Below are 17,182 nucleotides of genomic sequence, written 5' to 3'. Positions count from 1 at the left end.
CAGATTTGTGAAAAATTGAACGATAAAAATTAAAAATTACGTTATGGACAAGAATTTGGCTGCGCTGAAACCGGCGCTCGTCTGGAAACATTTCGCGGAGATCGTCCGCATTCCGCGTCCCTCGCACCACGAGGAGAAGATCCGCAAATACATCCTCGATTTCGCCCGCGCGCAGGGCCTCGAATGCAAGGAGGACGCGGCGCACAACGTCTATGTCTCGAAACCCGCCTCGAAGGGCATGGAGAACCGCAAAGGCGTGATCCTGCAGGCGCACCTCGACATGGTGCCGCAGAAGAACAACGACAAGCGGTTCGACTTCACGAAGGACCCCATCGACGCCTATGTCGACGGCGACTGGGTGACGGCCGACGGCACGACGCTGGGGGCCGACAACGGCATCGGCGCGGCGGCGATCCTCGCGGTGCTGGAGGACAAGTCGCTCGTTCACGGCCCGCTGGAGGCGCTCTTCACGGCCACCGAGGAGACCGGCATGGACGGCGCTTTCGGACTGAAAAAGGGGCTTCTCAAAGGCGACATCCTGCTGAACCTCGATTCCGAGGAGGAGGGCGAGCTTTATGTGGGCTGCGCCGGAGGTCTCGACGCCAACATTACCTTTAAATATAAGGCCGAGCCGACGCCCGCCCGCAACTACACGGCTGCGAAAATCTCCGTCAAAGGACTCAAAGGCGGGCATTCGGGCATCCAGATCGTCTGCCAGCGCGCCAACGCCAACAAGGTGCTGTTCCGCTTCCTGAACGCCGCGCCGTGCGACGCGCTGCTGGCGTCGGTGGACGGCGGAGGCCTCAGGAACGCCATTCCGCGCGAGGCCGAGGCTGTGGTGCTGGTCAAAACCAAAGAGTACGACGAGTTCGCCAAGGCTGTGAAAGCTTACGAGAAGGTCATAAAGGCCGAATATGCCGGCATCGAGGATGCGGTGTCGATCAAAGTCAGGGAGTGCGACAAACCGGCGGAAATGCTTCCGAAGGAGGTCGCGGCCAACCTGATTAAAGCTGTGGCAGCGTGCCCCGACGGGGTGCAGAAGATGTCGATGGCGATGCCCGGGCTGGTGCAGACCTCCACGAACCTCGCGCGCGTGGTGTCGGACGGCAAGACCGTGAAACTCCAATGCCTGCTGCGCAGTTCGGTGGGTACGGAGAAGGAGGCGCTGGGCGGAGCTATCGCCGCCGTCTTCGCGCTGGCCGGGGCCAAAACCGAGCTTACCGGCTCCTACGACGGCTGGAATCCCAATATGGAGTCGCCGATCCTGAAGGCCATGACGGCATCCTACGAGGCGCTTTACGGCCGGAAACCCGCCGTGACGGCCATTCACGCCGGACTGGAGTGCGGCATCATCGGCAGCAAATACCCCAAGATGGACATGATCTCGTTCGGTCCGACGATCTGCTATCCCCACTCGCCCGACGAAAAGGTGGAGATCGCTTCGGTCGGCAAGTTCTACGACTTCTTGGTGGACACGCTGCGCAACATTCCCGAAAAGTAGACGCAGCGTGGCAGCCAATTCCGAAACTTGGTTCGTCATCGTCAATCCCGTGGCCGGAGGCGGCCGCGGGCTCGACCATTTTCCGCAGATCTCGAAGCACCTGCGCGATGCGCACATCCTTTGCGAACCGGTCTTCACGGAGCACAAGTTCCACGCCACGGAACTCACCGTGTGGGCCGTGCGCGAGGGCTACCGCCGCATTATCGTCGTGGGCGGCGACGGCACGCTGCACGAGGTGGTGAACGGGCTGTTCATCCAGCAGGAGGTGTGTCCCAGCGACGTGCTGCTGGCCGTGGTGGCCGTGGGTACGGGCAACGACTGGGTCCGCACGTTCGGCATCTCGAACCGCTATCAGGATGCCGTGAAAGCCATCAGCGAAGGCTATTCATTCCTGCAGGATGTCGGGGTGGTCTCCTACGAGGAGGCCCACTACCGTCAGAGCCGCTACATGGCCAACGTCGCCGGGGCGGGGTTCGACGCCCACGTCGTGCGCAAGCTCTCGCACCTGAAAAAGAAGGGCCACAAGAGCCGCTGGCGCTATACGTGGTGTCTGGTGAAGAATTTCTTCCGCTATAAGTCCACAGGCGTCAAAGTCTGGGTCGACGACCGGCTGGTCTACAACAACCTGCTGCTGTCGGCGGCCGTGGGTATCTGCAAGTTCAACGGCGGAGGTCTTCAGCAGTTGCCCGAGGCAGTTGCCGACGACGGTATGCTGGACCTGTCGCTGGTGCGCCCGGTGCATTTCTGGCACCTGCTGTTCCGCTTCCACTACCTCTTTAACGGAGGCATCTACCGCATTCGCCACATCCTGCAGGAGCGCGGCAGCCGCATCCGCATCGAGTCCTCGCCCGAGGTTTCGGTTGAGATCGACGGTGAGCCGCTGGGGCATACGCCTTTGGAGTTTTCGGTGCTCCATCAGGCCGTGCGGATCGTTGTGGGACGCGAGTTCTTCGAGAAAGCCTCCTGTTAGACATATACGAAGAATATGCAATAACGCAGTAACACAGGGATAATGCCTGTTGTTACTGCGTTACTTATGTTACTTTGATGGCGGGCGCAGATGAGGATGGAGAGCAAAATGAAGCTGCCTTTCGCGTCCTGATACCCGCCTCTTAGGCGGGCGGATTATTTGGCGTAGAGCGATTTGGCGATGCCCAGTTCCAGACCGCGCAGCTCGGCCAGACCGCGCAGGCGGCCCAGACACGAGTAACCCGGGTTGGTCTTCTTTTTCAGGTCGTCGATCATCTGATGACCGTGGTCGGGACGCATCGGAATCGAAATCCCGCGCCGCTGCTGAATCTCCAGCAGGGCTTTCATCACGTCGTACATCGGCACGTCGCCCTCGAGGTGATTGGCCTCGTAGAAATTGCCCTCGGCGTCGCGCTGCGTCGAGCGCAGGTGTACGAAATTCACCCGGTCGCCCTGGCGGAGCATCATCCCCGGCAGGTCGTTCTTCGCCGACACGCCGAACGATCCCGTGCAGAGGCACAAGCCGTTCGATATGTTGGGAACCGCTGCGACCAGTTTTTCGAAATCGGACTCCGTGGAGAGGATGCGCGGCAGGCCGAGGATCGGGTAGGGGGGATCGTCGGGGTGGATGGCCAGCACGGCGCCAACCTCGTCGGCAACGGGAGCCACCTCCCGCAGGAATGCGATCAGGTTGCCGCGCAGGGTCTCCGCATCGACGCCCTTATAACGGTCCAACTCCTGCTGGAACTGCTCCAGCGTGAAGCTCTCCTCCGAGCCGGGCAGGCCCGCGATCATGTTGCGGGTGATGAGTTCGATCTCCGCAGCGTCCATCTTTTCGAAGCGGGCTTTGGCGATGGCGCGCTCGGCCTCGGTGTACTCCTGCTCGGCGCCGGGGCGTTTGAGGATGTGGAGGTCGAAGGCCAGGAACGCCGCACGCTCGAACCGCAGGGCGCGCGATCCGTCGGGAAGCTCGTAGGCGAGATTCGTGCGCGTCCAGTCCAGTACGGGCATGAAGTTATAGGTAATGACCCGGATGCCGCAGGCCGCGAGGTTGCGTATCGACTGCTTGTAGTTGTCGATATAGCGCTGGAAATCGCCCGTGCGGGTTTTGATATGCTCGTGGACGGGGACGCTCTCGACGACCGACCACGTAAGGCCCGCGTCGGCGACCGTCTGCTGGCGTTTTTGAATCTCTTCGACGGTCCATACCTCGCCGTTGGGGATGTGGTGGAGGGCGGTCACGATGTCCGTGGCCCCTGCCTGACGAATATCTGCCAGCGATACGGGGTCGTTCGGACCGTACCACCGCCAGGATTGCTTACATAGATACATGACAGAATGTGTTTTTTAATTTAGGCCGTCTTCCCGCAACCGATTGCCGTATTCGCAGCCTGCGGCTGCGTTTGCAAATCTGACCCACCCCTAAATCCCCGCCTCGGCGGGGACTTTGCCTGCGGTGGACAGATACGGTCCGAGAATTTCGGCTGATTCCTTTTAACTATATAGAAAATGCGTCGAAACCGCCGTCGACGACGGCCAGGGCGCCGGTCACGAACGACGAAGCGTCGCTGATGAGGTAGTGGATCGTACCCAGCAGTTCCTCGGGCTCGGCGAAACGGCCGGCGGGGGTGTGGGCGATGATCGTCCGCGCACGGTCGGTGTACGAACCGTCGGGATTGGTGAGCAGCGTGCGGTTCTGGTTCGTCAGCAGGAATCCCGGGACGATGGCGTTGACGCGCATCTCGGGGCTGAATTTCATGGCCAGTTCCGCCGCCATGTATTTCGTGTAGTTGCCGATGGCGGCTTTCGCGGCGCCGTAGCCCACCACGCGGGTCAGCGGACGCAGGGCCGATTCGGAGCAGAAGTTGACGATCACACCCTTCTTGCGGGCCGTCATGGCTTCGCCGAAGACCGTCGTCGGAAGCACCGTGCCGAAAAGGTTGAGGTCCACGACTTTTTTGAAAGCGTCGATCTCCAGGTCGAGGAACGTCTTGTCGGGACCGATCGTCGCACCGCCCATGTTGCCGCCGGCGGCGTTCAGCAGGATGTCGATCTGTCCGTATTTTGCGAGGATCGCCTCGCGGTTCGAGACGAGCACTTCGCGGTTCAGCACGTCGGTGGTGAGGAACAGCGCCTCGCCGCCATTTTCGCGGATCGAGGCTGCGAGACCTTCGCCCGCCTGCTCGTCGCGGTCGAGGACGACGACTTTCGCCCCCTGTTCGGCGAGGTATTCGCAGATCGAGCGGCCCAGGATGCCGGCTCCGCCCGTCACGACGACGACGCGGTCGCGGATGTCAAACAAATTTTTCATGGTTTTCAAATAAGGTTGTTTTTATAGTATTGAATGTTCTCTTTCAGCAGAATGTCGATCGGCATGTGGTTGACCGGCGCATCGGGACGGCGTCCCTCGACCAGCCATTCGCACAGCGCCATCACCCCGCGGTAGCCCTGCGCTTCGGGGCGTTGGGCGATCAGGGCCGTCACCACGCCCGCGTCGAGCATCTGCCCGTTGCGGCGGATGACGTCGTAGCCTACCAGCCGGACATCCGTGCGGCGGCGCGCCGCGAGGTAGCCCGCCAGGATGTAACACGTCGAATTGAAGGTCACGGCACCGGCGATCGTGCGGTGCGTGAGGAACAGTTCGTCGAGCACCCCGCGGTTGTAGTCTTCGTCGTCGAGCCGCAGTGCGGCGTAGTGGAGCTTTCCCCGGAATCCTTTCTCCCGAAGGTAACTGCGGAATCCCTCCTCGCGGCTGCGGCACTGGTTCGAACCCCCGTCGCCGTGGTGGATGATCCGGCCCACGACGATATCGGCGTCGGGGTCGAGGCGGTCGAAAAGCAACCGCGCGGCGACCGCTCCGGCATCGAACGACGAAGTGCCGAAATAGGCCAGCTGGTTGCATTCCGGGATATTCGAATCGACAAAGACATAGGGGACGCCCCGTTCGTCGAGCTCGCGCACGAAGGGGGCGACCATCTCGGCGAAGAGCGTGGCGATCACCGCGCCGTCGAACGCCTCGTCGTGCAGCCGCACAAGCAGTTTCTCGAACGACGAGCGGTCGTACTGGTTGAAGACGAACTTGCGGATCGAAACGTTGTAACGCCGGGCTTCGGCCTCGGCGCGGGTGATCCCGGCGTCGAAATCGGCCCAGTATTCGCCCGGCGCGAAGCGCGGCATCACCACGGCCAGCCTGTACCGGCGGCCCGAGGCCAGCGAACGGGCGATCAGGTTGGGGCGGTAGTTCACTTCGCGGAGCACTTCGTTGATGCGTGCAAGGTTCTCCTCCGAGACCTTGCCGCGGTTGTGGATCACGCGGTCGACGGTAGCCACCGACACCCCCGCCATGCGGGCGATGTCGATGATGCGCACCGTTGTATTTTCGTTGTCAGCCATGATTCGGCAGCGGGTTTGAAATTGCTACCGCAAATCTACGCATAATTTTCTGAAATCGCAAGTGTGTGCGCACACACCCGACTAAAAGTCGGGATTTAGACGCGACGGTTTGTTCCGGCGCTCGCCATCCGGTTCTGCGCTCCCGCCCGCGTAAGGCGCGCGTTTTAGGGGCTGCTGTTGCATCTTGCAGATCGGAGCCTGATTTCCGCTTCGACTGTGGTATGGATATAACATCATAACGCCATAACATGGGAGGGTACCTCATGTTATGGCGTTATGCGGATCGGAAGCGCAGAACCGGATGGTGAGCGTCCTGAAACAACCGCCGCCTCTAAAACCCGCGTCTTACGCGGGTTATTTCTTTTGGGCGGGCGCTGCTGCCGGGGCGGCGGGGATGGTTTCGGTGATATCCACTTCGGTCACCACCCAGCTGAAAAGATCGTTGGCGCACTGGCTCTCCATTTGGCGGATCTGCGACAGATCGGTCGTGTCGGCCAGAATGGCGTTGAAGAACTGCTCCGTCGTGGCGTAGGCCGCGTTGACCTTTCCGGCGAAGCATTTGTAGAACGCCTGCTGCTGGGAGTGGTCCAGACCCGCCGGAAGCACACCTTGCGCGACGAGCGCACTGTACGGATAGATGTGGCGCATGTTGTGGGCGTCGGCGTCGAGTTCGTCGACGATGGTCGATACGACGACCATGTCGACCGTGTCGTCCACGCCCTGCATCTCGACAAATTCCACATAGACCGGATAGCTGTTTTCGAGCTGACCGGCCACGTCGTCGGTGAACAATACGAATTCGGCGTCGGTCAGGTCGTCGAGGTAAACCATCTGACGGTAGCTGCGCAGCGCTTCGCGCATGGCTTTGCGCTGTTCGTGATTCCATTGGCGTTGCTGCGAGCAGCCGATCAGGCCTGCGGCGAACAGCGCCAGCAGGGGGACACAGAGGAGAATTTTTTTCATTTTTTACCTTGATTTTGGTTTTACTTCTGAGGGAACGCAATCCGTGTGCCAAAAAAATCGCTATATTCGCACAAAATAGCTTGTTATGGATGTGCTGAGTTTCCGCGACTACTGTCTGTCGCTGCCCCTGACCGAGGAGACGACCCCTTTCGACGAGACCACGCTGGTCTACAAGATCGGCGGCAAGATGTATGCCTGCGCCGATATGGAGACTTTCGAGTGGATTGCCGTGAAGTGCGATCCCGACGAGGCCGTCGCGCTGCGCGAGCAGTATGCGGAGGTGAATCCGGCGTTCCATTTCAACAAAGTGCATTGGAACGGCATCGGTACCGCGGGTGACCTGCCCGACGCCTTTATCCGCGAACAGATCCGCAACTCCTATCTGCTGGTCCTGCGGAAGAGCGTCACGCCCCGCGCCCGCCGCGAGGAGATACTGCGCTACATAGAGGTCAATGGCCTGCCTTAATAACAAAACACCCGGAATGTGCTCCGGGTGTTTTGTTATTAAGAGGTAGCTTGTTTCCGCCAGCGGATATAGCCCGCGATGGCCAGTGCCGAGTAGAGGGCGTACAATCCTGCGGTGAGTGGAATTCCCTTATAGAAATACAATCCCACGGTCACCACGTCCACGGCCAGCCACACCAGCCATTGTTCGACCTGTTTGCGCGAGAGCATCCACATCGCCACGATGCTCGCGGCCGTGGTTCCGGCGTCCCAGAAAGGCACGGTGCTGTTGGTGAAGCGCACGAGCAGCAGGTAGATGGCCGCATGGGCGGCGACATAGACTGCAACGAGCCCCGGAATCTGTCCGAGGGGCGTGTGGACAATGGTCGCAGGGGCCTTTTTCGCGGCTTCCGGAGCCGTACGCCGCCGGGCCCGGCGCCACACCGCCCAGCCGTACAGCCCCGCCAGCACGTAGTAAACCTGCATCGAGCAGTCGGCATAAAGCCCCGCTTTGAAATAGAGCGCGCCGTGCACCACGGGCATCACGAGCCCCACGATCCACAACCGGATATCGGCGCGGTATTCGAGCCAGAGGTAGGTGAGTCCCAGCAGGACCCCTGCGATCTGCAGGATGAGTTTCCAATCCATCGTCTAAAATTTCACCGTTACGTTCGCCAGTACGTTGAGCGGGGCCTGGGGGAAGTAGAACGCGTTGTCGATCTGCTTTCCTCCGGTATACTCCGAATAGCCGTATCCGTTGCTTTCGTACTCGGTGTTGAAGAGGTTGTTGACCAGCAGTCCCAGCCGCACGCTGCGGGCCGCACGGGTGCGGAACGTATAGGCGAGGTTGAGGTTGGTCACGCAGTAGGCGTCGAGCATCATGTCGGGATTCTCGTAGTTGGTGAAATACTGCTTGCTGACATACTGCGTGTGCAACACGGCTTCGAACCCTTTGTGGTGGAAGTCGAGCAGCAGCGCGGCGATGGTCTTGGGCGAGTAGGAGAGGCGCGTGGTCCCCATCTCGACGGTGTGGTAGCCGTAATACCCGGCCACGTCGCCCGAAGTGTCGTAATCGACCACCCGGTGCACATAGTTTTCGATGCGGTTCTGCGAGAAGGTGGCGTTGGCTCCCACGGTGAACCATCCCGTCGCGCGCCACGCCGCCGACAGCTCCACGCCCCGGCGGTAGCTGTCCGCCACGTTGTCGTTCAGCGAGTCGTAGCCGTCGTTGATGCGGCCCGTCGGCACCAGCTGGTCCTTGTACTTCATGTAGTAGAAGTTCACGCCCAGCGAAAGGCGCGGAGCCGTGTACTGGTAGCCCAGCTCCCAGTCGTAGAGCTTCTCCGACGAGGGGTAGGTGTTGGCCTCGGCGAACATGTAGCGGTCGGTGAAGTCGCTGCGCGTGGGTTCCTTCTGGGCCACGGCGAACGAGAGGTAGAAGTTGTTGCGCTCGGCGAGCGTGTAACTGATGCCCGCACGGGGATTGAAGAAGTGATAGGTCTTGTCCACGTCGATGGGCTGCATGCCGACCTCCTCCGAAACGAAGTTGTCGTTGACGCCCCATGCCTGATAGCTGACATAACGGTATTGCAGGTCACCGAAAAGACGCAGTCCCCGGGCGACAGTCCACGATGCGCGGGCGAAGACGTTGGCGTCGTGCTTGTCCACGTCGTTGTCGTACCAGCGGCCGCCGATCTGACTGCTTTCCAGTCCGTCCACCCAGTCGAGCGTGCCCCAGTGGGGGCAGGAGTAGTAGCTGTACGAACCGCCGAACGCGAGGTCGAGGTTGCGCACCGAGTAGGCCGCCGAGGCGTTCAGTCCTCCTAAGTGGTTGCGCATGATCTTTTCGCGGATGAGGTCGGCCTCTTTTCCGGCGGCGACGTCAGTCGGGATGTTGAGGTATTCGGACAGCGTGCGCCCGTCCTTGTACTGCTTGTAGAAGCCGTAGCCGTAGGTATAGAATCCCGTGGCGCTGAGCGTCCACTTCTCGTTGAAACGGTGGGAGAGCACCAGTTGGTTGTTGATTTGCAGGTAGTTGTCCGTCTGGTCGTCGTAATAGCCTACCGTGGCGCGCTCCACCTTGTCGTCCTTCATATAATAATAGGAGTGGGGACCGTTCGAGGTGTAGTACATGCCCTCGGTCTGGAACCGCCGGCCGTTGAGACGCATCTCCTCCTTCGTTACTCCGGTGTAGGTGAGGCCGGTCTTGGCCTTGCCGCCGAACGAAAGGAATTTGAGCATCGTGTTGCCGTTGTAGTAGCCGGCCTGGAACATGTAGGAGCTGAGGTCGGTGGCTCCGCGGTCGATGTAGCCGTCCGAAGCGATGTGCGAAAGGCGCGCGTCGAGGGTCCAGTGGCCTCCCATCAGGCCCGACGAGAGGTGTACGGCCTGCTTGTTGGTGTTGTACGAGCCGTAGGAGAGCGACGCGTCGCCCCCGAATTCGGTTTGCAGGGCGTCGGTCGACATCGTGATCGCGCCGCCGAAGGCTCCCGTGCCGTTGGTCGAGATGCCCGCGCCGCGCTGCACCTGCACGGTCCCCACCGACGAAATCAGGTCGGGCGTGTCGTACCAGTACATCGAGTGCGAATCGGGGTTGTTCATTGCCACGCCGTTGATCGTGACGTTGATGCGCGTGGCGTCGGTGCCGCGCAGGCGGATGGCCGTTCCGCCGATGCCGATGCCGGTCTCGTTCGTCGCCACGACCGAGGGGGTGAAGGCGATCAGCGAGGGAATGTCGAATCCGTAGCTGTTGCGGGCTATGGCCTCGCGCCGGATGTCGGAATAGGCGACGGGCGTGTTCCGCGTGGCGCGCGTGGCGGTCACCTCGACCTCCTGCAAACGGTACATCCGCACCGAGTCGCCGGCGTCGGAGGCCGGTTTTCGGGGCTGCGGAGCCATGTCGGCGCTCGGCGCGGCATTTCCGCGTTCGTTCCGGTCGGAGGACCCTGCGGCCCGGAGTTGTGCGGCCGGGCAGAGTGCGGCAGCCGCAAGAAACAGAAAAATCCTTTTCATCGTTAAACTTTTAAAGTTAATAGACTGAAAAGGGGTATGAGTTGTTGATTACGCTTCGTCCCGGTCTCGGCATTACCCGTCTCCGGTTCAATGGGTATAATCTCAGCCTGACAGTAAGGCACCCCTTTGAAATATCGGAGGCAAAGGTACTATTTTTCCGGGAAAAACGGAATATTTTGCTTAATTTTGCGGCTTCATTGAAAATTTGCCTGTTACAGATGAAAGTCATGTCATTCAGACCCAAACTCTTCGACACGCTGAAGGGTTACTCCCGCGCGGATTTCCTGCGCGACCTGATGGCCGGCGTCATTGTCGGCATCGTCGCCCTGCCGCTGGCCATCGCCTTCGGCATCGCCTCGGGCGTCTCGCCCGAAAAGGGCATCATCACCGCCGTCATCGCCGGATTCGTCGTTTCGCTGCTGGGCGGCAGCCGCGTACAGATCGGAGGCCCTACGGGCGCCTTCATCGTCATCGTCTACGGCATCGTCCAGCAATACGGCGAGGCCGGGCTGCTCGTCGCCACACTCATGGGCGGCGTGCTGCTGCTGGTCATGGGACTCTGCCGGCTGGGCACGGTCATCAAATTCATCCCCTATCCGATCATCGTGGGCTTCACGAGCGGTATCGCCGTGACGATCTTCACCACGCAGGTCGCCGACCTTTTGGGGCTCGATTTCGGAGGCGAGGCCGTCCCGGGTGATTTCGCCGGGAAGTGGATGCTCTATTTCCGCCATTTCGGCTCGGTGAACGGCTGGGAAGTGGCGGTGGGGGCCGCGAGCATCCTGCTGATCGCGCTCACGCCGCGCGTCATGCGACGCATCCCCGGGTCGCTCGTGGCGATCGTGGTGATGACCGTCGCGGTATGGCTCCTGCGCACCTATGCCGGGATCGAGGGCATCGACACCATCGGCGACCGCTTCACCATCCGTGCCGAACTGCCCGCCGCATCCCTCCCGTCGATCGACTGGGAGGCGATTCGCAACCTCTTCCCCGTGGCTGTCACCATCGCCATCCTGGGCGCCATCGAATCGCTGTTGTCGGCGACGGTGGCCGACGGAGTGATCGACGACCGCCACGACTCCAACACCGAACTCATCGCGCAGGGCGCCGCCAACCTGCTGACGCCGCTCTTCGGCGGCATCCCGGCCACGGGAGCCATCGCGCGCACGATGACCAACATCAACAACGGCGGCCGCACGCCCGTCGCGGGCATCATTCATGCCGTGGTGCTGCTGTTGATTCTCATGCTGTTCATGCCCCTGGCGCAGTATATCCCGATGGCCTGTCTGGCGGGCGTGCTGGCCGTCGTGGCCTACAACATGAGCGGCTGGCGGACCTTCCGGGCCCTGCTGCGCAACCCCCGGTCGGATGTCGCGGTGCTGCTGCTGACCTTTTTCCTGACGGTGGTCTTCGACCTGACGATCGCTATCGAGGTGGGCCTGCTGATCGCCTGCGTGCTCTTTATGAAGCGGGTGATGGAGACCACCGAAATCTCGGTGATCCGCGATGAGATCGACCCTTCGGCCGGACTCGACGTGACCCTGCATGAGGAACCCCTCGCGGTGCCCAAGGGGGTGGAGGTTTACGAGATCAACGGACCCTATTTCTTCGGCATCGCCACGCGCTTCGAGGAGCTGATGGCTCAGATCGGCGACCGTCCCCGGGTGCGGATCATCCGCATGCGCAAGGTGCCGTTCATCGACTCCACGGGCATTCACAACCTCACGACGCTCTGCGAGATGTCCCACCGGAGCAAGATTACGGTAGTGCTCTCGGGCGTCAACGACGATGTCCGCGCGGCGCTCGAACGCTCGGGCCTCTACGCCCTGCTGGGCGGGGAGAATGTCTGCCCCGACATCCATGCCGCACTGGCACGGGCCGCGGAGCTCGTCGCGGAACCGGAAAAATAAAAGCGAAGCGGCGGCCCCATCGGGGTCGCCGCTTTTTTCAGAACGTTCCGAAGCGGAACACGATTTTCTGACAGTAGAGTTCTCCGGGCCGGAGCAGCGGTGAGGGGAATTCGGGGTGGTTCACGGCGTCGGGGTAGTTCTGGCACTCGATCGCCACGCCGTCGTAGTCGGCATACCGGCCTCCGGTCTTGGTCTCGGGACATCCGCCCGCGAGCCAGTTGCCGGTGTAGATCATCACGCTGGGCTGCGACGAAAGCACCTTCACCGAGCGGCCCGATGTGGCCTCGCGCAGCTCGCCGACTTCGCCCAGAATATTGGGTTTCCAGTTGTCGATCACGAAGGGGTGGTCGTAACCTTTGAAATCACGGATGTGGTTGAACTCCGAGCCGATGCCGGGGCGGAACGTCCGGAACTCCCGAAAATCCTGCGGCGTGCCGGCTGCGTCGAGCAGCTTGCCCGTGGGAATCTGCTTGTCGTTCATCTCCAGCACCTTTGAGCTGTTGAGCCGCAGTTCGTGGTCGAGGACCGACCCGCTGCCGTCGCCCGCGAGGTTGAAATAGACGTGGTTGGTGAGGTTCACGACCGTCGTCTTGTCGGTTTTGGCCAGATAGGTGATCTCCAGCGCGTTGTCGTCGTCGAAGTCGAAGACGGCCTCGACGCACAGCTCTCCGGGATAGCCCTGGTCGCCGTCTTCCGAGACGAGCGACATCACCACGCGGTTGGTCTCCACGCGGCTCTCCCAAATGCGGTTGGCGAATCCCTTCGTGCCTCCGTGGAGGTGATTGGGACCGTTGTTGACCTCCAGGCGGTATTCCGTGCCTTCGACGGTCATCTGCCCGAAAGCAATGCGGTTGGCGCAGCGGCCCACGCTCTTGCCCGAGGCGGCTCCGTCGAAGAAATAACCTTCGGGATGCTTGTAACCCAGCACCACGTCGGCCATGCGGCCCTCGCGGTCGGGCATCGTCACCGAGACGATCGCGGCGCCGTAGTTCGAAAGCCGGACCTCGGCCCCCGAGTCGTTGTGCAGCGTGTAGAGGATGATCGCCTCGCCTTCCGGGGTCATGCCCCAGACGTTCTGTTCGATTTCTACCATTTTATTCAGCGGGTTTTAGGTTGTTCAGCAGGTTGTCGATGCGCTTCAGGCACTCGGTTTTGCCGATGAACGACGTTACGTCGTACATGCCTGGTCCTTTTCCGGCTCCCACGAGCGCCAGACGCAGCGTGTTCATCACCTGTCCCATGCCGTAGCCTTTCTCTTCGATCCAGGCGTGGACGATACGTTCGGTGTTTTCCAGCGAGAAGTCGTCGATCCCCTCCAATACGCCGCGCAGCTCGCGCAGGATGGCGGGATTCTGGCCCTTCCAGTATTTTTTGGCCTGCTTCTCCTCATACTCCGCGGGAGCTACGAAGAAGAACGACGTGAGGTCCCACAGGTCGGTCGTGAACGTCGCGCGCTCCTTCATGATGCCTGCGGCCCGGCCGGCCAGTTCGTCCGATACCTCGATGCCGTGTTCGCGCAGGATCGGCTGGTAGAGGGCCGCCAGTTCGGCGTCGGTCTTGCGGTGCATGTACTGGGCGTTGAACCACTTGGCCTTGTCGGGCTGGAAGCGGGCTCCCGATTTCGAAACGCGCTCGAGCGAGAAGCTGTCGATCAACTCCTGCATCGAGAAGATCTCCTGCTCCGTGCCGGGGTTCCATCCCAGCAGTGCCAGCATGTTGATGAACGCCTCGGGGAAATAGCCGTCCTCACGGTATCCGCGGGCGGTCTCACCCGTTGCGGGCGATTTCCAGAAAAGCGGAAATACCGGAAATCCCATCTTGTCGCCGTCGCGCTTCGAGAGCTTGCCGCCGCCCGTGGGCTTCAGCAGCAGGGGCAGGTGGGCGAACTGCGGTTGCGCATCCGTCCATCCGAAGGCTTTGTACAGCAGATAGTGCAGGGGCAGCGACGGGAGCCACTCCTCACCGCGGATGACGTGCGACACCTCCATCAGACGGTCGTCGACGATGTTCGCCAGGTGGTAGGTGGGCAGTGCGTCGGCCGACTTGTAGAGCACCTTGTCGTCCAGCGTCGAGGTGTTGACCTCCACGTGGCCGCGAATCAGGTCGTCCATCCCGACCACCTCGTTTTCAGGCATTTTGAAGCGGATCACCCACTGGTCGCCGCGGTCGATGCGGGCTTTGACCTCTTCGGCGGGCAGTGCCAGCGACGTGGCCAGTTTTTCGCGCACGGCATAATTGTAGGCGAAAGCCTCGCCGCGCTCCTCGGCCTCTTTGCGCAGGGCGTCGAGCTCCTCGGCCGTGTCGAAAGCGTAGTAGGCCCACCCGGCCTCCACGAGCTGCAGGGCGTATTTGAGGTATATTTCGCGGCGTTCGCTTTGGCGGTAGGGGGCATGGGGACCTCCGACGCCGACACCCTCGTCGATCTCGATACCGCACCATTTGAGCGATTCGAGGATGTAATCCTCGGCGCCCGGCACGAAACGCTGCGAATCGGTGTCCTCGATACGGAGGATCATCGTGCCTTTGTGCCGGCGGGCGAACAGGTAATTATACAATGCCGTGCGGACGCCCCCGATGTGCAGGGGCCCGGTGGGACTGGGTGCGAACCGCACCCGAACGGGTCTTTCCATGGATATATTGTTTGCTTTTAACAGTTTGTTCGCGTCTTGTCTTTTGCCGTGTTTCCGTCATTGCGAGGAGTCGAACGACGTGGCGATCTGAGGGTGATGTCGTAACGCCGCAGCGTCCCGATCGGATTGCCGCGCAATGACGACTGCGATCATCGTATCCGATATTCGATCCGCATGGTGATGCGGGCCTTCTTGTTGCGGTTGGCGGTGTTGAACGACCCTCCGGCCGAGAACTCCTCGTTGGAGTTGGCCCCGGTGATCTGGAAGACGCCCATGCGCGCCGACGAGACGCTGCCGATCTTCGCTCCGGCATTCACGGCGATCTTCTCGGCCCGCAGGCGGGCATCTGCCGAGGCTTTCTCGATCAGCCCCATCTTCACATCGTCGAGTTTCGTGTAGTAGTAGTCCGGGGCGTATGCCTCGATCGACACGCCCTGGGCGATCAGCGACGATATTTCGCGCGAAATGGTCTCCACCTTCTCCACGTCGGACGATTCGACCGTGAAGCGCTGGCGCAGCTGGTAGCCCGCAAATCGCTGCCCGGCCCAGTTGCCCGAGGCGTTGTAGACGGGGGTGTACTGCTTGTCGACGTTCACGAACGCGAAGACCACCGCGTCGGCGGCTACGCCTTTGTCTGCGAGGTATTTCTGCACCTTCTGCTTGCTCTGCTCGATCTCGGCGTAACCTGCGGCGACGTTCTGCGCCTCGGCGGTCAGCGTCCCCGACCAGACGATCAGGTCCGAAGTGAATTCCGTCTCGCCCAACCCGGTTACGACGATGGTGTCCTGCGACCGGTATTTGTAGGTGTAGGCGCGTGCGAGCACGACGGCGCAGACGATGGCGGCGATGCCCAGGAGAATGTATTTCGAGTTTTTCATGGCGGTATGTTTTTTAAGGTTCGTTGCCGTATGTCAGACGTTGAACAGGAAGTGCATGATGTCGCCGTCCTCGACGACGTATTCTTTGCCTTCGATCGACAGCTTGCCGGCGTCGCGGCACGCCTTCTCCGATCCCAGTGTCACGTAGTCGTCGTATTTGATGACCTCGGCGCGGATGAATCCCTTTTCGAAATCGGTGTGGATGATTCCGGCCGTCTGCGGGGCCTTCATGCCGCGCGAGTAGGTCCACGCACGGGTTTCGTCGGCTCCGGTGGTGAAGAACGTTTCGAGATTGAGCAATTTGTAGGCCGATTTTATCAGGCGCGCCACGCCCGACTCCTCCAGCCCGAGGTCCTCGAGGAACATCTGGCGTTCGTCGTAACTCTCCAGTTCGGCGATGTCGGCCTCCGTGGCGGCGGCGATGATGAGCATTTCGGCCTTCTCCCCGGCGATGGCGGCCCGGACGGCTTCGGTGTAGGCATTGCCCGTTGCGGCGCTCTTTTCGTCGACGTTGCAGACGTAGAGCACCGGCTTGTCGGTCAGCAGGTTGAGGTCGGCGACCAGTTTGCGGTCCTCTTTTTCCAGTTCGACCGTGCGGGCCGAGAGACCCTGCTCCAGCGCAGACTTATATTGTAATAATAATTCCACGGCGCGTTTGGCGTTCTTGTCGCCGCCCGAGGTGGCCTGCTTCTGAATCTTGCCCAGGCGTCCCTCGACGGTTTCGAGGTCCTTCATCTGCAATTCCGTGTCGATGATGCCCTTGTCGCGCACGGGGTCGATCGTGCCGTCGACGTGGGTGATGTTGCCGTTGTCGAAGCAGCGCAGCACGTGAATGATCGCGTGGGTGTTGCGGATGTTGCCGAGGAATTTGTTGCCGAGTCCTTCGCCTTTCGACGCGCCTTTCACCAGTCCCGCGATGTCGACGATCTCGATCGTCGTGGGGACCACGCGCTTGGGGTTGTCGATCTCGGCCAGGCGGATCAGCCGTTGGTCGGGGACCGTGATGACGCCCACATTGGGCTCGATGGTGCAGAAAGGAAAGTTCGCCGCCTGCGCCTTTGCATTGGACAGACAGTTGAAAAGGGTCGATTTACCCACGTTCGGCAAACCGACTATGCCGCATTGTAATGCCATACTTTTTTTATTGTTCGCTTTGTTTTTTAATCGATATCCCGTTGTGTGTATGCCGGGAACTGACGGCCAAAGTTACTAAATTCTTTCCAGAAAAGCGGAAGTTCCTGCGGGGATATTGCGAATTTTCAGGATAGGGCCTGCAAAAACCTCCGGGCCCGGCAGTCGGGCCCGGAGGGTAACGGCGTTGTAAGAGTGCCGGTTTCCGTAAATTTCAGTTGCCGTATTCTCTCGTTCCGGCTCTCAGGAACTCGACGAATCCGGGTACGCTTAGGTCGTACCCGCGCGGGGGGACTAACACTTTTCCGTCGCGTCCCTGCAGGACGTAGTATGGCTGCGCATTGACGCCGA

The 17,182-nt window shown here is 60.9% G+C and carries 14 protein-coding genes; 4 read left to right on the top strand and 10 right to left on the bottom strand.

What is annotated here, in order from left to right; genetic code table 11:
* Window positions 1-43: 43 nt before the first annotated feature.
* Together BLU78_RS02560 and BLU78_RS02555 are read left to right on the top strand one after the other, a co-directional pair.
* Window positions 44-1,501 (top strand): aminoacyl-histidine dipeptidase, encoded by a 1,458-nt coding sequence (locus BLU78_RS02560; protein ID WP_010264376.1) that lies wholly within the window; start codon window positions 44-46, stop codon window positions 1,499-1,501.
* A gap of 7 nt (window positions 1,502-1,508) precedes the next feature.
* Window positions 1,509-2,471, top strand: a complete 963-nt coding sequence (locus tag BLU78_RS02555; RefSeq protein ID WP_010264380.1) for a diacylglycerol/lipid kinase family protein — start codon at window positions 1,509-1,511, stop codon at window positions 2,469-2,471.
* Window positions 2,472-2,626: 155 nt separating this feature from the next.
* Here BLU78_RS02555 and uxuA read toward each other — a convergent pair whose 3' ends face one another.
* The 4 genes from uxuA to BLU78_RS02535 all read right to left on the bottom strand — a co-directional run bounded on the left by uxuA (window position 2,627) and on the right by BLU78_RS02535 (window position 6,826).
* Window positions 2,627-3,802 carry a mannonate dehydratase gene (gene uxuA / locus BLU78_RS02550; protein WP_010264382.1) on the bottom strand — a complete coding sequence of 392 codons (1,176 nt, stop codon included), beginning with the start codon at window positions 3,800-3,802 and terminating at the stop codon, window positions 2,627-2,629.
* 166 nt (window positions 3,803-3,968) lie between these two features.
* Window positions 3,969-4,781 (bottom strand): SDR family oxidoreductase, encoded by an 813-nt coding sequence (locus tag BLU78_RS02545; protein WP_010264384.1) that lies wholly within the window; start codon window positions 4,779-4,781, stop codon window positions 3,969-3,971.
* A gap of 5 nt (window positions 4,782-4,786) precedes the next feature.
* Window positions 4,787-5,863 (bottom strand): LacI family DNA-binding transcriptional regulator, encoded by a 1,077-nt coding sequence (locus BLU78_RS02540; protein ID WP_010264388.1) that lies wholly within the window; start codon window positions 5,861-5,863, stop codon window positions 4,787-4,789.
* Window positions 5,864-6,217: 354 nt separating this feature from the next.
* Entirely contained in the window at window positions 6,218-6,826 is a 609-nt protein-coding gene (locus tag BLU78_RS02535) for a hypothetical protein (RefSeq protein WP_010264389.1), read from the bottom strand.
* Window positions 6,827-6,911: 85 nt separating this feature from the next.
* Here BLU78_RS02535 and BLU78_RS02530 point away from each other — a divergent pair, with 85 nt between their 5' ends.
* Entirely contained in the window at window positions 6,912-7,292 is a 381-nt protein-coding gene (locus BLU78_RS02530; protein ID WP_010264391.1) for an MmcQ/YjbR family DNA-binding protein, read from the top strand.
* 38 nt (window positions 7,293-7,330) lie between these two features.
* On the opposite strand, the gene pnuC is transcribed toward BLU78_RS02530, so the two are convergent.
* Window positions 7,331-7,918: a nicotinamide riboside transporter PnuC gene (pnuC, locus tag BLU78_RS02525; protein ID WP_010264393.1), complete on the bottom strand. Its 588-nt coding sequence runs from the start codon at window positions 7,916-7,918 to the stop codon at window positions 7,331-7,333.
* 3 nt (window positions 7,919-7,921) lie between these two features.
* Window positions 7,922-10,282 carry a TonB-dependent receptor gene (locus BLU78_RS02520; protein ID WP_010264395.1) on the bottom strand — a complete coding sequence of 787 codons (2,361 nt, stop codon included), beginning with the start codon at window positions 10,280-10,282 and terminating at the stop codon, window positions 7,922-7,924.
* Between the two features lie 218 nt (window positions 10,283-10,500).
* On the opposite strand from BLU78_RS02520, the gene BLU78_RS02515 reads away from it, so the two are divergent.
* A complete protein-coding gene (locus BLU78_RS02515) occupies window positions 10,501-12,192 on the top strand; it encodes a SulP family inorganic anion transporter (RefSeq protein WP_010264399.1) in 1,692 nt (563 codons plus the stop codon).
* A gap of 37 nt (window positions 12,193-12,229) precedes the next feature.
* On the opposite strand, the gene BLU78_RS02510 is transcribed toward BLU78_RS02515, so the two are convergent.
* The 4 genes from BLU78_RS02510 to ychF all read right to left on the bottom strand — a co-directional run bounded on the left by BLU78_RS02510 (window position 12,230) and on the right by ychF (window position 16,834).
* Window positions 12,230-13,285 carry an aldose epimerase family protein gene (locus tag BLU78_RS02510; protein ID WP_010264403.1) on the bottom strand — a complete coding sequence of 352 codons (1,056 nt, stop codon included), beginning with the start codon at window positions 13,283-13,285 and terminating at the stop codon, window positions 12,230-12,232.
* A 1-nt stretch (window position 13,286) separates the two neighbouring features.
* A complete protein-coding gene (gltX, locus tag BLU78_RS02505) occupies window positions 13,287-14,822 on the bottom strand; it encodes a glutamate--tRNA ligase (protein ID WP_010264406.1) in 1,536 nt (511 codons plus the stop codon).
* A gap of 149 nt (window positions 14,823-14,971) precedes the next feature.
* On the bottom strand, window positions 14,972-15,700 hold the full coding sequence (locus tag BLU78_RS02500) for an SIMPL domain-containing protein (protein ID WP_010264408.1): 729 nt from the start codon (window positions 15,698-15,700) through the stop codon (window positions 14,972-14,974).
* A gap of 33 nt (window positions 15,701-15,733) precedes the next feature.
* Window positions 15,734-16,834 carry a redox-regulated ATPase YchF gene (ychF, locus tag BLU78_RS02495; protein WP_010264410.1) on the bottom strand — a complete coding sequence of 367 codons (1,101 nt, stop codon included), beginning with the start codon at window positions 16,832-16,834 and terminating at the stop codon, window positions 15,734-15,736.
* Window positions 16,835-17,182 lie beyond the last annotated feature (348 nt).

It is taken from the genome of Alistipes timonensis JC136, from assembly GCF_900107675.1.
In the GTDB taxonomy this organism is placed as follows: Bacteria; Bacteroidota; Bacteroidia; order Bacteroidales; family Rikenellaceae; genus Alistipes; species Alistipes timonensis.
This window is presented reverse-complemented; position numbering and strand designations above follow the sequence as displayed.

Coding starts and splice junctions, on each gene's coding strand:
- BLU78_RS02560 (WP_010264376.1), top strand. CDS start 44: ATGGACAAGAATTTGGCTGCGCTGAAACCGGCGCTCGTCTGGAAACAT.
- uxuA (WP_010264382.1), bottom strand. CDS start 3,802: ATGTATCTATGTAAGCAATCCTGGCGGTGGTACGGTCCGAACGACCCC.
- BLU78_RS02545 (WP_010264384.1), bottom strand. CDS start 4,781: ATGAAAAATTTGTTTGACATCCGCGACCGCGTCGTCGTCGTGACGGGC.
- BLU78_RS02540 (WP_010264388.1), bottom strand. CDS start 5,863: ATGGCTGACAACGAAAATACAACGGTGCGCATCATCGACATCGCCCGC.
- BLU78_RS02535 (WP_010264389.1), bottom strand. CDS start 6,826: ATGAAAAAAATTCTCCTCTGTGTCCCCCTGCTGGCGCTGTTCGCCGCA.
- BLU78_RS02530 (WP_010264391.1), top strand. CDS start 6,912: ATGGATGTGCTGAGTTTCCGCGACTACTGTCTGTCGCTGCCCCTGACC.
- pnuC (WP_010264393.1), bottom strand. CDS start 7,918: ATGGATTGGAAACTCATCCTGCAGATCGCAGGGGTCCTGCTGGGACTC.
- BLU78_RS02520 (WP_010264395.1), bottom strand. CDS start 10,282: ATGAAAAGGATTTTTCTGTTTCTTGCGGCTGCCGCACTCTGCCCGGCC.
- BLU78_RS02515 (WP_010264399.1), top strand. CDS start 10,501: ATGAAAGTCATGTCATTCAGACCCAAACTCTTCGACACGCTGAAGGGT.
- BLU78_RS02510 (WP_010264403.1), bottom strand. CDS start 13,285: ATGGTAGAAATCGAACAGAACGTCTGGGGCATGACCCCGGAAGGCGAG.
- gltX (WP_010264406.1), bottom strand. CDS start 14,822: ATGGAAAGACCCGTTCGGGTGCGGTTCGCACCCAGTCCCACCGGGCCC.
- BLU78_RS02500 (WP_010264408.1), bottom strand. CDS start 15,700: ATGAAAAACTCGAAATACATTCTCCTGGGCATCGCCGCCATCGTCTGC.
- ychF (WP_010264410.1), bottom strand. CDS start 16,834: ATGGCATTACAATGCGGCATAGTCGGTTTGCCGAACGTGGGTAAATCG.